This window comes from Flavobacterium lacisediminis, from assembly GCF_025909975.1.
Taxonomy (GTDB): domain Bacteria; phylum Bacteroidota; class Bacteroidia; order Flavobacteriales; family Flavobacteriaceae; genus Flavobacterium; species Flavobacterium lacisediminis.
In genome coordinates this window covers 144,356-159,843 of record NZ_JAPCIO010000005.1, presented here as the reverse complement: position 1 = coordinate 159,843, position 15,488 = coordinate 144,356, and the positions used below count along the sequence as shown (strand labels likewise).

Here is a 15,488-nt window from a genome sequence, read left to right as displayed (position 1 = left end):
TTTATAAGGATTTTAAAAATTTTAGTACTGCATTTTTATCTGCTTGAGAAAGACTATTAAATGCGGTTCTACTACTAGTTGCTTCACCACCATGCATAGAAATGGCTTGTTCAATACTACGAGCTCTTCCATCGTGCATTAAAAAATATTGACCTCCCTGTGAATTCGCAGAAAGTCCTAATCCCCACAAAGGTGGCGTTCTCCATTCATAAGTTTTTGCAATACCTTCTGTGTAACCATCATCTAAACCACTTCCCATATCATGCAAAAGCATATCTGTATAAGGTGAAAATGATTTGAATGATAATCCAGTTATTGGTGAATATCCAGTTGTTAAATTTGATTTATGACAGCCTGTACAATTAATTTGTTCAAATACATTTCTACCCTGAATTACTTCTGTGTCATTTTGATTTCTTTGAATAGGTGCTTTTAATGTTTTAAGATAAAACACTAAATCATTAACCGTTACATTTGCTACTTCTGGGTCAATTTCTTCATTAGTGTAAACATCGATAGGATTAAAAGTTGATGTTATTCCCATATCTTGATTATAAGCATTTACTGTTTGATGCAATAAATTGAATGCAGCCGCTTTTTTTCCAAAACGACCTATATATTTTCCACCTTGTGTAGCTGCACCATCAGGATTAATGTAGCTTGGAATTGTTATCCAATTTGGTACACCCGAAATACCATCGCCGTCTAAATCATTTGGGTCTGCCATTGCTAAAATATCTGCATCTGTTAGATACTGTAAAAAGCCTAAACCTGTATTTGCAGGCGGAGTGAATTTTGAAAATGTTGCTCCTAAAGGAATTTGTTCAGGAGTATATCCTGGCAAAGCTCTATTTTGTAGTTGTGGTCCTCCTAAATGTAAAAATGTATTTCCGTTTTCGTCAGCTTGACCAAAACGTATTAATGTTGTAAACGGATGTCCTTTTCCATCACCTGCGTGACAACTTATACAACTTGTGGCAACAAATGTTGAACCTAAACCTGTATTACGAGTAAAAACTTCAGTAAATGCACCGTCTCCACTTAAAAACCTTGCTAATTCTTCATTTGATAAGCCTTCTATTGTTCCGTCTAAGACTTCATCATCAGCTGGAATATCTACATAACTTGTTTCGCACGACATAGCAATTGTGCAAAAAGCAACATATAAAATTAATTTTTTCATTACTTTAATATTATTTTTAGGCAAAACTAAAATATTAATTAGGTAAACACAAATTAAATAAAAAAAATATAGTATGAAAAAGATTTATAACTAATGGAATATGACAAAAAATCTAATTATTGGTGTTTATTTCGTTACAAAAAAAGATATTAAATCATAAAACATAAAAGAACATAAGTAGTGAGATAATGAATATGTAGATAGCTATAAAGGTGTAATTAACAATCCTTGTATAGTTCACACTATAGATAATATGTATTTAAAACAAAAGTAAATTTTAAAAAAGTTTTAAGCATACGTAAAACCGTACGGATTTATATAAAACCGTACGGTTTTCCTCATTCGAAGAAAATTTTTAGTTTTCTGCTGTAGTTGATTTTAGCAAGATAGTCAATGAATTCAGGAAGTTCTGATAGTGAGAGTAAGCCGTTTGTGTTTCTTGGTATAGGTTTGAAATAAACTTCTTTGATGTGCTTTTTGAAGATTATTTCACCCAAAGTAAATCGCAATAATAATTTTACATATTTTTTTGAATATAACTTGTCTTCATTTGAAATGTTTTCAGGCATATAAAGTGTTAGTATGATTTTTTTACTAGCTGTATTGTAGTCTTCTAACTTTATTAAAATTGATTTAATCATCTCTATCAATTTGTCTGAAAATTGGTTTTTGTTTTCGGCACATAATGGCTTTAGAAATGTGTGAGCTGTGAAGTATTCTAATCTTGGTGTTTTTTCACCTAATGCAATTATTTTAGGGAATAGTTTACGGTAACCGTGAGCAGAAAATAATACACAAAATTTGTTAGGCTGATTGTTTTGCATATAAATGTAAATGACGATTCTTTTTGAAACATAGTTGAGGTTTCGATGTAGGTTTTCTATTACCTCATCGGAATTAATTCCCAGTTTGTAGGCATGGTAAATTGCTTGTTCGTTTTGTTGGAACCATGTCCAGAAGTTTTGGATGGTTTTTATTTGGCGAGGGTTTAATTGTTTGTTCATTTTTATCGGATTTTACGTTGCACTTGGTTGGCACGCGGATGAAGCGGATTTTCAAGCGCGGGTTTGACGGATTTTTTTGTTTTCGGTTGTTGGTTGTCGGTTGTCTGGGTGGTTTTAAGCTGCGCTTAAAAGTAAGCCTACTTCGTAGGAGATACTTCGACAAGCTCAGTATGACAATTCAATTCTTTAGAAATATTGAAAATTATCTTTTATCCCTGGATTCATTGCTGAAGGTGATTAGGTTGAACATTGACCTCATCCTTGAGCGGAGGCGGTTGCCGTAGAGTGCTTCGATTTCGCTTGCGGAGAGGTTTGTGGTGATGTGGGTGATGGATTGATTTTGTACAAAATCTTCGTAGCGTGAAATGATAATTTCTGCCATAACGTTGAGGTCGTTGCCGTAGTGTTTGATGTTTTGTTCAGCTCCTAAGTCGTCGAAACAGTAGCCGGTTAAACGTGATTGCGTGTGCTCTTTTTGGGTGTAATGATGTAGTGATTCGAATCCATTTTTTGCGAATTCGAAAGATATTTCTCTACATGTCTTGATTTTGTAGTCGTGTTTGTGGTAAAAAAATGGTCGAATTAACGCCATAATTGACGTTTTCCCGCAACCAATTGGCCCCGACAATAAAATACCTTTGTTGAGGTCTAAATTGAGCTCTAAAGCCTTTTTTTCGTCTCGAATGGCATAAATTACCAATTTGAGAATGGTTTGATGGTCAACCACTTCAATTTTGAAAGAGCGACCGTAGATGAGTTTACCCTGGTACTCGATGTAGTTTAAGCACCAATTGAAGTTGTAAACTTTGAATCCGTTTTGAATAACGAAAGTGTCTTTGATGGTGTTAAAGTGCTTCTCCATAGTTTTTTTGATTTGTTACGTGGAGGTGTTTTGGGTTTAAATTGATTGTTTTGGGTTCTGTTTGAACTGAAGCATTAGTTTTATTTTCAAACTTCCTAGCGTTGAGCATCCAATTTCTTGCTGCAGCTTTCCAGTCTTTCATTTTGGTTCTGCCACCGACTAACCAACCGTTGCTCTCGAAGTAATTGAAAAAGCGTTGTGCTTCGATTTCGGTGAAGTTTTTTTCGAGGAAGTAGATTTGAGCTTCTTCCAAAGTGGGTTTTGATTGTTTTGAAATTGGTTTCTCGATCCCGATAGGTCGGGACAGGCATCCGCTCGAAGTGACAGTAGAATGATTTTCATCTTTCTTTTTCTTTTTTTGGCGCAACTTTTTTTCTTTTTCTTTTTCAATTTTTAAATCCGATTCTTGAACCTCATCAAAAATTGAATTTGTAAAAATTAATTTTTTTTCATTTTTTAAATTTTCTTGCTTAGCTATGTTTATAATGTTTGTATTGTTTATATTGTTTATATAAGGTACATGTTTAGAGCTTGTTTGATGCTTGTTTAGAGCTTGTTTAGTAACCTGTTCATTAACCTGTTCAATGACTTGGTCATTTTTTGACTTGGTTGCACGCTTTTTTAGTTCTTTTTTTGGCACTGGTTTGGAGTAAAAATCCAAGTTGCAGACTTCCAAAATGGACCCTTTGAATGGGTTAAAAGATGGTTTGTAAATCACGTATCCTCTTTCGGTTAAATCTTTCATGCATTTGTGGTAGGTTGCGGTTGATGCAATTTTGCTAATGCGCATAAGTTCGTCTCGTGAAATGCTAATTGGATTTTGAAAGCGATTTTGGTTCCAAAGTTGGAATATGGCCATGTAGAGGCTTATGTGGGTTGGGTTGAGGTCGTAATCGACGCTTACTTTTTCGAAGAAGCCGGTTAGGTGTTTTATATAATTCATGGTTTTAAAGTTTCAAGTTTCAGGTTGTGGTTTTAAGCTGCGCTTAAAAGTTAAAACCTACTTCGTAGGAGATACTTTGGCAAGCGCAGTATGACAACTTTGTTTGTCCGATTTACAGGTGCAAACTTCACAGGTGCCGTTACAGGTGTTTGTGTTTTCATTCATACTACTTTTCTAGCATTTTTACGATGTCCTCGTAGTTGTAGTAATTGATTCCGCCGATGCGTTTGTATTTTAGTGTCCCATTGATGCGGAGGTTTTGTAAGGTTCCTGGAGAGATTTTTAGGATTTCACGGACTTCGGCTGATTTGAGCCAAGGTTTTGGTAAAGCTTCAGATGTTTTTGATTTTGTTGTGGAATTTTTGATTTCTTGTAGTAGTAGATTTCCAAAATTTAGCAAATCTCGTTTCGTTACCATTTGGTGGTTAAGTAATTCAATGTTGTCCGTTTCTGGGAACAGGGCTTTGTGATTGAAGTTCATAATGCTATGTTTTGAAGTTATTTGGTACAAAACAATTGCATTTGAAAAAGAAAAGTTCCCAAGTTGGTACCAACTTGGGAACGATTTTTATGTGATTTGGTTGTTTTTAGTAGGTATTAGTTTAAATCATTTTCGATTTTAGTTTCCAGTGTCGCTTGCAACTGATTTAAAAATCGGGTTTGATCTGTTTTACGGTTTTTGATATCGATAAAGCTTCTGGTGATGTTGTCACCTAAATCGATTTGAAATGCTTTTTCAAAAACGTGGGTAATCTCTTTTATGTCGGCTTGCCCATTATCGAACACTTTAGATTCGTGTAACGCGTAAATGAGTTCGATTAAATCGACTTTTTTGGCTGTCCAGTGTAAGTTGGAATTGATTTGATTGTTAGTGATTGCACATGATTGATTAATACTATCTATTCGATTTTCAATGTGTAAAGCGAGTAATTCATAAGCAATTACTTCTGCTAATAAATAGTCATGTGAGGTACACAATTTAGCATCTTGATTGATAACCATACAATCGTTTAAGAATAAATCCTTATACTGTTTCCTGGAAAAATATAATTCATCAAAATGCGTAGAATGACTTTTAATGTATTTGATAAATTCTCTATTTTTCCTATAAAACTGGTTGATTGCATCAATCTTTTTTTCATAATGTTTTACTCGCTTGCTTTTATCTAAAGGAAGAGTTGCAACAAGTAAAAGTATTTCTTTATAGAAAATCAATTTTGCTACAATGTTAGGTTTGATTTCTTTGAAGAATTTGATTTCTTCTTGAATGGTATCGAAGACGTGGTTTTTGAGCCAGTCGGTTAACTGCTTTAAAATGTCTTCAATGAAAATAATAATCTTTTTTGCTTTTTCTACTTCATTAGAATTTGAGTTAAGGATTAGAGAAAGTTCGTGTTCAAAATCTACCAAAGAGTTGTTTTTTATAGTTGTTATCATAAAAAAATAGATTTTAGTTTGTCAAATTAAACTAAAATCTATTAAATTAAATGTAAATAAAATCTTAAAAATATTACAATATCTATAATATTTTAGTAATTAACTGATTTACTTTGCGTTTGCATATTAGCTTTGAATTTTGCTTTCAATATTTGCATATCCTCACTAATCTTCTTATCTAAAATCTTAGCGTAGTGCTGGATTTCATATACTAATTTAAAATCAATAATTTAAATTCACCCCAACTCCGAATCCCATATCACTATCATAATGTGTTCTTAGGCTTAGATTTCGTTTTAGAATGTATCGTGCTTCTAGCATGTATTCAGTATCAGTATTGACCATGAAGCCCATTCGTAATCGTTTGGAAACAGGGATATCTTCTCGCATTAATTGTAATCTTAGATTTCCATCTTGAAAAACTTCGGCTTGTGCAATTACTAACATTGGTAGTGTGTAATTAACTCCTGCACTTAAAACGGCTCTTTTATCTTTGGTGTTTTCTTGTCCAAAAATATTTTTTTCGATTTCTCCGTTCATTTTTCTGTAACGCCAATCGAAACCAATGAAAGGCATTAACCACTGCATTTTTCCTATGTATCTTCCTAAGTGGAATTCTGCTTCATAGCCGTGCATATCATTATACCCTAATCGCCATTCTGCTCCTAAACTCCAACGTGTATTTTGGATCATCGCCATTCCATCATTTCCATTGGTAGCAAAATCATTTTCAGCCATAATGTGAAAAGCTCTATCATCGGCAAATAATTTTCTTTGTGCTAATTTGGGATTTGGAATAAGTGGATTTGGAGCTTGGTTTTCGTAGGTAAAAACTCTTCCCATACCTGCCATCATGTGGTATAAAATATGACAATGAAAAAACCAATCGCCTTCAACATTTGCATTGAATTCAATAATATTTGTTTCCATTGGCATTAGATCCATTACATTTTTTAAAGGCGCAAACTCTTCTTGACCATTAATAATTCTGAAATCATGACCATGCAAGTGCATTGGATGACGCATCATGGAACCGTTGTAAAGCGTAATTCTAATATTTTCTCCTTTTTTTATAAGTATTTTATCGGTTTCAGAAACTACTTTATTGTCTAAACTCCAAACGTATCGGTTCATATTTCCTGTAAGCTCAAAACGAAGTTCTTTTACTGGTGCATCTTTGGGTAATGTCGTTTTATCAGTTGCTTTTAGCATTGCATAGTTGAGTGTTGTAATACTAGATAGCTTATTGGCATTGTATTGATTTTGATTATGGTTGGAATGGTCATTTTTCATTTCCATACTACTCTCATTTTCTTTGTTTTTTGCATTTGTAGCACCAGTTATTTCTGGATACATTACTACATTCATATCCATTTGGTTTAAGGACATACTCATTCCCATATCGTCCAAGTCGCCGTTCATTTTCATCATGCCATTCATCATTTTCATACCTTCAAAATATTTTAATTTAGGTAAAGGAGCAATTAATTGTTTGATGCCATTGCCAATGTATAATGAAGTTGATTTAGTTCTATCTTCTGGAGTTGCTAAAAATTCGTAGGAAGTATTATCGGCAGGAATTGTAACAATAACATCATAGGTTTCTGATACTGCAATCAATAATCGATCAACTTCAACTGGTTCAACATCGTTACCATCACTGGCAACTACAGTAATTTTTCCACCAGCATAAGTCAACCAAAAATAAGATGAAGCACCGCCATTTGCTATTCGCAATCGAACTTTATCACCACCTTTAAATTGCGATAATTGGTTTTCATTTTTACCATTAATTAGAAACTTGTCATAATATACATCGCTTACATCCATTGCGTTCATTCGTTTCCATTCGTTGGCAATTTTTGTTTTGAAATGACCTTGCCTAATAGCTTCCGCATAACTTTGTGTTGTGCCTTTTTTGATGGCAAACCAATCGGTTGCGTTGTGTAACATTCGATGAATGTTTTCGGGTTTTAAATCGGTCCATTCACTTAAAATTACTGGAACAGTTGGTAAATCATCGATACCTTTTCTAAAAGTAGGATCGTTTTCTTTTTTATTCATAATGAACATACCATACATTCCGATTTGTTCTTGTAATCCTGAGTGTGAATGATACCAATGCGTTCCGTTTTGGATGATGGGAAATGTATATTTATGCGTTGTGCCAGGTTGAATGGGCATTTGGGTTAAATTCGGTACTCCATCTTCTTTGTTAGGTAAAAATAATCCGTGCCAATGCAACGAAGTAGTTTCATTTAATTCGTTATGTACGTAAATTTCGGCAATATCGCCTTCTGTAAAAGTTAAGGTTGGCATTGGAATTTGACCGTTCACCGCAATAGCTCTTTTTTCTTTTCCAGAATAGTTGACAATTGTATCGCGAACGTATAAATCGTAACGTACTATATTTTGAGCAGTTATACTTAATGTAGTAAATGCTATAAGAATTGATAATTTAATTTTCATAAGTAATATTTTATATTTTAACAACAACCAGTTCCAACTTGAATTGGCGGGCATTTTACACTTCCGTAACTACAGTATACACAACAATCCCCTTCTAATGGACGTAATCTTTTTTTACAATTTTCACATTCATAAAAAAACTCGCAGGCATTTGTAGGCATTATTTCCTCTTTTTTATGACCGCAATTTGGACATGTAATTTTTGATTTTAGTTCTACTAATTTACCATTGTAGATGGTACATGTGTCGCAACCATTATGAAGTTTATTTCTGTAATAATTAACTATTGTAGCAATAAGAAGCCCAAACATACCAGCATATAAAAAATATACTTGATAATCATTATTGCAAAAATAATAGCTGTAAAAAATGACCAATGTACTTGGAATTGCTATTAATAAAGGATATAGACTTTTATGCCTATGATAGGAAAGAAAAAAACCAATAACAGAAACTAGAACCATACCTTGAAAAATCCACATCGTCCATCCGCCAAAAAGTTCAAAACTACCTAAACCTAAAGCAGATGCTGCAAATGCAAAAAGTGGAAAGCAACAAGGTGAAAATATTGCTGTGAAGAACATACCAATTGTTCCGAATTTATCTATATTATTTGCTATTTTCATTCTTTTTATTATTTTTTATTAGAGTTTTAAACTTCTTAATCTTAATGCATTTACAATTACGGATACAGAGCTGAAAGACATTGCTAAAGCTGCAATCATAGGAGATAGTAAAATACCGAAAACAGGATATAAAACTCCAGCTGCGATTGGTACTCCCAATACATTATAGAAAAAGGCAAAAAATAGATTTTGCTTAATATTTCTCATAACAGCATGGCTTAAATTCTTAGCTTTTACAATGCCTTGTAAATCTCCTTTGACTAAAGTTATTTTGGCACTTTCTATAGCGACATCTGTTCCAGTTCCCATTGCAATTCCAATATTAGCTTGGGCTAATGCCGGTGCGTCGTTTATACCATCGCCTGCCATGGCCACAATTTTGCCTTCGGCTTGTATTTTTTTAATTTCTTTGAGTTTGTCTTCGGGTAAACATCCTGCTTTATAAGTTGTTAATCCCAATTCATCAGCAACTGCTTTGGCTGTATTAACATTGTCACCAGTCATCATGATTACCTCGACACCCTGTTGCATTAATTCTTTTATTGCGTCTCTGCTAGAAGTTTTAATAGCATCTGTAATTGATACAAAACCAACAGCAACTCCATCAATGGCTATGTATGAAACCGTTTTACCTAATTTTTGTTCGGTAATTATTTTGTTTTCTAAATCGTCAGAAACTGTTGCCTTGACTTGCTCCATTAGTTTTTTATTGCCTAATGCCACTTTTTTATTAATCACTGTTCCTATAACACCCTTTCCGGCAACGGCTTCAAAATCTTTTACTTCGATTAAAGAAATGGATTTTGTTTTGGCATAAATTACCACAGCTTGTGCCAATGGATGTTCACTATATTGGTTTAAGGAAGCAATGCTTTGCAATAAGTCACTATCGTTGTTATTGGATGCATAAATTTTTTCGACAGATGGTTTTCCTTCGGTGATGGTTCCTGTTTTATCGGTAATTAAAACATTAACCTTATTCATGTTCTCTAAAGCCTCAGCATTCTTTATCAAAACGCCTGATTGTGCTCCTTTGCCAACACCAACCATTACTGACATGGGAGTTGCCAGACCCAGAGCACAAGGACAGGCTATAATTAATACAGCAATAGCATTTATAAAGCCATACACCAATGCTGGTTCGGGACCAAATTTTGCCCAAACAAAAAAGGTTATTGCCGATATAATGACCACAATTGGCACAAAGTACTTGGAGATACTATCTGCTAATTTCTGAATTGGAGCTCGTGAACGACTGGCATCATTTACCATTTGCACGATTTGAGATAGCAAGGTTTCGGAACCTACTTTTTCGGCTATCATCACAAATGATTTGTTTCCGTTTATTGTTCCGGAAATTACGTTATCGCCTTTCTTTTTATCAACCGGTATTGGCTCACCAGTAATCATGGCTTCATCTATACTGCTTTCCCCATCGGTTATTTTACCGTCAACAGGAATTTTATCTCCGGGTTTTACTCTCAATAAATCGCCTTTTTTGATGTCGTGGATTGATATTACTTTATCACCGCCATCAATAACCAAAGTAGCTTCAGTTGGCGCAAGTTTTAATAATTCTTTGATAGCTCCGCTGGTTTGGCTGTGTGCCCTTGCTTCGAGTAATTGTCCTAACAAAACTAAAGTCAGAATAACTGTTGTTGCTTCAAAGTATAATAATACAGTTCCGTGTTCTGTTTTGAATTCACTTGGAAAAATATCCGGAAAAAACATTCCGACTAAACTAAATAAAAATGCCACTCCCGTTCCAATTCCGATGAGTGTGAACATATTCAGATTCCAAGTAATAATTGATTTCCAGGCGCGAACAAAGAATATCCAACAGGCATAAAAAACAACAGGAAGCGATAATAGTAATTGTACCCAATTCCATTTTGAAGCAGTCATTAATTGCAATAGAGGATTGTTGTGTGCCATTTCAATCATGGCAATGGCGAAAATGGGAACCGTGAACAACACTGCAATTTTCATTTTTTTTACCAAATCTTTATACGTTTTTTGGTCTTCGCTTTCGCTTGGTTCCATTGGTACTAAATCCATACCGCATATAGGACAGGAACCCGGAGTTTCACTAATTACTTCGGGATGCATTGGACAAGTATATAGTGTCTTGTTTACGGTTAGTTCAGGTGCTTTGACTAGATCCATTCCACACACAGGACAATCGCCCGCTTTGTCATAGACTTTTTCGCCTTCGCAATGCATTGGGCAATAATATTTACCAGCGGCGTTGGTTGGTATAACAGCCTCTTTTTTATAATTATGCTCATGAGTAGAACAACATGACTTTGCAGCGGATTCATTAGTTGTAGTATCTTCTGTAGTTTTATCATTGCTCATTTCTATGGTGTATTTTCCAACAGTCGTCAGTGCTTCCTGCAACTTTGATGTTGGAATGTGTTTGTCCATAGTAATTATGGCCACTGGTGGGCTTAATGAAACTTTTGCTTCAATACCATCAATAGTATTCAATGCTTTCTCGACTTTAGAGCGACAACCATCGCAAGTCATTCCGGTAATGCTGTAAGTATGTATCATTTTTTATATTATTTTAATACAAATTTCTATCATAACTGCTTTTTGTATTTGCAAAATTTTGGGTTTGATTTGCAAGATTTATAAGTCTTCGATTTGCTTTCGTTTAATGGTTTTTATATTCTTAAAGTGTGTTGGTGAAAAGCCGGTTACTTTTTTGAATTGATTACTTAAATGTGAAACGCTACTATAGTTTAAAGAGTAAGCTATTTGGCTTAGGGATAATTCATCATAGATGATCAACTCTTTTACTTTCTCAATTTTCAGATTAATGAAGTATTTTTCAATTGTTGTGTTTTCTACTTCGGAAAAGAGGTTGCTCAAGGTATTATAGTCTTGGTGTAGCTCTTGGAATAGAAACTCGGATAGATTTGTTTTTAAATGATTGTTTTTATTTTGAACCAAATCAATAATCAATGTTTTAATCTTATCGATAGTTTTGCTTTTCCTATCATCAATCAAATCAAAGCCTACAGCATGAAGCTTTTTTAATAATTCGTTTTTTTGGATTTCCTGAATGTCATTTTTCAATTCAACTTCACCTAAATCAACTGAAACAGGATTGATGCCCATATTTTCAAATACAGATTTTACTACTATCTTGCAGCGGCTGCATACCATATTTTTAATGTGTAGCTTCATCATTGAGTTATTAAATTGTTTTTGCTATTTTATCCATGATCGAATGGTCTGTACCGAATTTGCAAATTGCATCACAATTGGTTCTTAGTTCTGAAAAGAGAATGTATTTAATATTCATTTTTGAATTTTTTATAACAGGTCTATTGAGTTGCTGAATGACATCTTTTTCGCGACTGTCAGGGATTATGATATAAAATACTTCATCACCATCAGAAATACTGAAATAAAGATCTGAAAGACGCAAAATCCCAGAGTAAATACTAGTGCTTTTTTCTACTTCAAATGCTCCGATAATGTTGTCAGTTCCTTTTTCAAACCATAAAACATCTATGAGTTTGATGGTGTTCTGAGTGTCTTTGTCACAAGGTAATTCAGGGAATTTATTTATAGAGATAAAAGAAAAATTTTGTCCGTTGAAAGCTTTGCTTTTATCATTACTTGCCGGTGTAACATCGAATCCTAATGATGCCCCAATTTTCAATAGATGGTATTGCATTTCACTATGCAGATTATCTTCTTTTTTTTCTTCGATAATTTCTTTTTGGCGTTTTACTATGTTTTTTTCCAATTTATGACGCTCTTCTTCACTCAGATAATCATCATTTCCTATTAGCATTTTTTGAGTCCCAATTTCAAAACACAATCCTGCGATTGCACCTAAATCATTGGATAGTTCCGATTTGAATTTTGAATTTGTTTCCAGTAGTGTCTCTCTAATTTTTAAGTATTCACTCCAGCTCCCCAATTTTTTTTTATCCTTGAATAAAAAATTAAAACCATTTACAATTGCCGTGTTGAAAGGAGGAAACCACGTTGGGTGCAAAAAATACAAAATACTGGCAACGGCCGGCCCCAATCCTTTGATGCGTAATTCGTCCAGTTTAACAATTTCTTTAAGTACCTGTTCTTCATTTTTTGCGTTAATACAATTTTCTAAGAATTGGCCAAAAGCAATTTTATTGGTTTGATTTTCATAGATATCAGGAATTCGGAGTTTTGGTTTCCAATAAAAAGGATGTGAAACCCCAACAAATACCTGTTTTTGCTCGGCAATGCAATTCAGTACAAATTCTAAGCTGCTATTTTTAAAATCGTTTGGGAATGATTTGTTTTTGATATCTTCAACAACCTGAATAATTCCGCGGCGGATAGTTCTGAATGCCTTTAACCGTTGGTCATTGTCAACAAACCAAGTATTATAAACACTCTCTGTATCGTTTTTGTATTGCTGTATTATTTGATTAAAATTGTTCATTCTTACTATTTAAATTACATTTTCATTCCTTCCATCGGGTTACTGCCTTTGCGGAATTTATATTCGCTATTGATGGCATAGGCACCCGTTATCACTACTTTTTGACCATTGGCAATTTTTGTTTTGATTTCTATCAGTCCATTAGTTTCAATTCCTGTTTCTACCATTAGATTTTCATAAACACCCGGTTTTTTTTCTACCCAGATGTAGGATGCGTTTTCTTCTCTAATTACTGCATCGGTGGGAATGTATATTCCTTTACCGCCGGAAATCATCAATTTTGCAATGGCCTGCATTCCCGGTTTTAAAATTAGATTTTGATTTGGTATTTCAAATCGAATCAAAAGTAAACGGGTTTCCGGGTTTATTTCAGGATTGATAAATGAGATTTTAGCGCTTATTGATTTATCAGGGAAATCGACAAATGTTATTGTAGCAATTTGGCCTATTTTGAGGCTTTTGAAGTAGTTGATATTAACTTGTGTTTCAAGCCAGAGTTTATTCAAATCAGTTACTTTGATGATTGGTTCGCCTTCCATGATATAGCTTCCTTCAGCAGTACTTATTTCTGAAACTGTGCCGCTGACAGTGCTATAAAATGTGGTATATGGGGAAACATCTTTATTACTTTTAATATTCTCAATTTGAGTATTGGACAAACCATAGAATAAGAGTTTTTGTTTGGCGGCATTCATTATATTTTTTGCGTTTTTTCCAAAATTACCGGGCATTTCCAGTTGTTTAAATGCTGTATAATAGTCTTGTTTTGCTATTGCAATATCCTCACTGTATAATTGAAAGACAGGCTGGTTTTTGGATAGGTAATCACCAGTGGATTTGAAATATAATTTTTCAATTCTACCCATTGCTTTTGAAGAAAAGGTTTTAGATTTTTCTTGATTGAATGTTAAAACACCTGTGTAGTTTTGTTCTAAATTGTTTTGTGTTTGTCCTATAACTTGAGTTGTGATATTACCAAGTTGAATTTGTTGTTTACTTAAACTTATTTGGTTAACCTCACTATCATCCTGTTTTATGGGTGTTAACTCCATGTGGCAAATAGGACACTTGCCGGGTTTATCTTCTTTTACTTGAGGATCCATAGAACATGTATAAAAAGTAGTTTCTTTATTTTTATCATGTTGAGAGTGGTCTTCTTTTTTATTCTCATGCTGAGAATGGTCTTCTTTTTTAGAAGAATTACAAGCTGTAAATATTAGGGAAAGCAATAAAAAGATGCCTATTTGATTTAAATTTTTCATACTTACTCCGTTTTAATAAAGCTTTCGCTATCGATTAAATATTGTGCATTTTTTGCAATAGTATCACTAACAGAAATACCTTTAATGATTTGAATATAACCGTTCAGTTCAAACCCTGTTTTTACCGGTGTTGCTTTAAAACCATTGTGAGATTTAACAAAAACAATTTTTTTATTACCTGTACTTACCAATGCGTTTTTTTGTATCCAAAGACCGCTAATTGACCGTGTTTTTATAATACCTTGCAATCTCAAACCTATCGGCAATTTGAGTGTATTGTTGTTTAAATAAACCCTAATTCTATTGGTTTTGTCGGTAGCATTAAATTGTGTTTCAATAAAATTTATTTTCGCTTCTATTGATTCTTCAGCATTGAGTTCAGAAGTTATTTTAATGGCTTGATTGACTTCAATAAAACTGCTGCTTTCCTGAGTAATGTTGAATACTCCCCAAACTTTATCAGTATTTACTAATTTAAACACAACTTCTCCTTTTTTGACATAGTTTCCTTCTTTTAACTCAAGTTTTTCAGTACTGTTATTCATACTTTGCATTGCAGAATTTGATGGAGTAACCATTGTTTCTGACCCTATGACAATTCCATTAGAAGGACTGTAAATGGCTATTTTAGGATTGGCTTTTTTTGAATTAGCTAAAGCACTTATTTGATTTTGAGTCATACCGTAAAGCAACAACTTTTGTTTTGATGCCTCAATAATTGAGCTGTTATCAATATCATTTGAAAGTAAATAAATAAAGTTTTCTTGCTCAGTTAAAAGTTCAGGGCTATATAAATCAAATAATTTTTGTCCTTTATTAATTCGTTGGTATTTAAAATTCACATATATTTTTTCAATTCGGCCACTTATTCTTGCTGCAATATTTACCGCTGAATTTGGGTCATAAGCGACAGTGCCAGGAAGATTGATTTCACCACTTAAAGTTGAATCTATTGCTGTTATAGTTTGAAATTTACCTACTACAAAGTTATCTGTTGGCTTGATGACATTATCAATATTATAATCTTCAATAGCATGATTGTCAATTACTTTTTTTACTAAAGTCATTCCGCAAATAGGGCAGTTTCCAGGTTTATCTCTAATAATTTGCGGATGCATTGAACAGGTATAGACAACGTTTTGATGAGAGCTTGCGTCATGTACTTCAGGTTTTATGACATAGAAATAAATAGCAGAACCGATTATTGCTATTATACCTAGAATCAAACCATATTTTATATACTTATTCATAG

General features: G+C 33.6%; 13 protein-coding genes and 1 pseudogene. All 14 read right to left on the bottom strand.

Features of this window, described 5'->3' with window-relative positions:
* Position 1: 1 nt before the first annotated feature.
* The gene (locus OJ995_RS08975) at positions 2-1,183 is read right to left on the bottom strand and encodes a di-heme oxidoredictase family protein (protein ID WP_264369102.1); all 1,182 of its coding nucleotides are present in this window, start codon (positions 1,181-1,183) and stop codon (positions 2-4) included.
* Between the two features lie 338 nt (positions 1,184-1,521).
* On the bottom strand, positions 1,522-2,187 hold the full coding sequence (locus OJ995_RS08970) for a hypothetical protein (protein WP_264369101.1): 666 nt from the start codon (positions 2,185-2,187) through the stop codon (positions 1,522-1,524).
* A 202-nt stretch (positions 2,188-2,389) separates the two neighbouring features.
* Complete coding sequence (locus tag OJ995_RS08965; protein ID WP_264369100.1) at positions 2,390-3,049, bottom strand: ATPase; 660 nt, start codon at positions 3,047-3,049, stop codon at positions 2,390-2,392.
* Positions 3,033-3,794 carry a transcriptional regulator gene (locus OJ995_RS08960; RefSeq protein WP_264369099.1) on the bottom strand — a complete coding sequence of 254 codons (762 nt, stop codon included), beginning with the start codon at positions 3,792-3,794 and terminating at the stop codon, positions 3,033-3,035. The genes OJ995_RS08965 and OJ995_RS08960 overlap by 17 nt, the downstream gene beginning before the upstream one ends.
* Positions 3,795-4,158: 364 nt before the next feature.
* Positions 4,159-4,473 carry a helix-turn-helix domain-containing protein gene (locus tag OJ995_RS08955; protein WP_264369098.1) on the bottom strand — a complete coding sequence of 105 codons (315 nt, stop codon included), beginning with the start codon at positions 4,471-4,473 and terminating at the stop codon, positions 4,159-4,161.
* A gap of 116 nt (positions 4,474-4,589) precedes the next feature.
* Positions 4,590-5,429 carry an RteC domain-containing protein gene (locus OJ995_RS08950; RefSeq protein WP_264369097.1) on the bottom strand — a complete coding sequence of 280 codons (840 nt, stop codon included), beginning with the start codon at positions 5,427-5,429 and terminating at the stop codon, positions 4,590-4,592.
* A 222-nt stretch (positions 5,430-5,651) separates the two neighbouring features.
* The gene (locus OJ995_RS08945; RefSeq protein ID WP_264369096.1) at positions 5,652-7,898 is read right to left on the bottom strand and encodes a multicopper oxidase domain-containing protein; all 2,247 of its coding nucleotides are present in this window, start codon (positions 7,896-7,898) and stop codon (positions 5,652-5,654) included.
* A 17-nt stretch (positions 7,899-7,915) separates the two neighbouring features.
* A complete protein-coding gene (locus OJ995_RS08940) occupies positions 7,916-8,134 on the bottom strand; it encodes a GDCCVxC domain-containing (seleno)protein (RefSeq protein WP_026726769.1) in 219 nt (72 codons plus the stop codon).
* 51 nt (positions 8,135-8,185) lie between these two features.
* Positions 8,186-8,524, bottom strand: a pseudogene (locus OJ995_RS08935) (MerC domain-containing protein); the annotation flags it as partial.
* An 18-nt stretch (positions 8,525-8,542) separates the two neighbouring features.
* A complete protein-coding gene (locus OJ995_RS08930; RefSeq protein ID WP_264369095.1) occupies positions 8,543-11,080 on the bottom strand; it encodes a heavy metal translocating P-type ATPase in 2,538 nt (845 codons plus the stop codon).
* A gap of 78 nt (positions 11,081-11,158) precedes the next feature.
* The gene (locus OJ995_RS08925) at positions 11,159-11,719 is read right to left on the bottom strand and encodes a helix-turn-helix domain-containing protein (RefSeq protein ID WP_026726771.1); all 561 of its coding nucleotides are present in this window, start codon (positions 11,717-11,719) and stop codon (positions 11,159-11,161) included.
* A gap of 10 nt (positions 11,720-11,729) precedes the next feature.
* Positions 11,730-12,974 carry a hypothetical protein gene (locus OJ995_RS08920; RefSeq protein WP_264369094.1) on the bottom strand — a complete coding sequence of 415 codons (1,245 nt, stop codon included), beginning with the start codon at positions 12,972-12,974 and terminating at the stop codon, positions 11,730-11,732.
* Positions 12,975-12,988: 14 nt separating this feature from the next.
* The gene (locus OJ995_RS08915) at positions 12,989-14,236 is read right to left on the bottom strand and encodes an efflux RND transporter periplasmic adaptor subunit (protein WP_026726773.1); all 1,248 of its coding nucleotides are present in this window, start codon (positions 14,234-14,236) and stop codon (positions 12,989-12,991) included.
* A gap of 2 nt (positions 14,237-14,238) precedes the next feature.
* Positions 14,239-15,486: an efflux RND transporter periplasmic adaptor subunit gene (locus OJ995_RS08910; RefSeq protein ID WP_264369093.1), complete on the bottom strand. Its 1,248-nt coding sequence runs from the start codon at positions 15,484-15,486 to the stop codon at positions 14,239-14,241.
* Positions 15,487-15,488 lie beyond the last annotated feature (2 nt).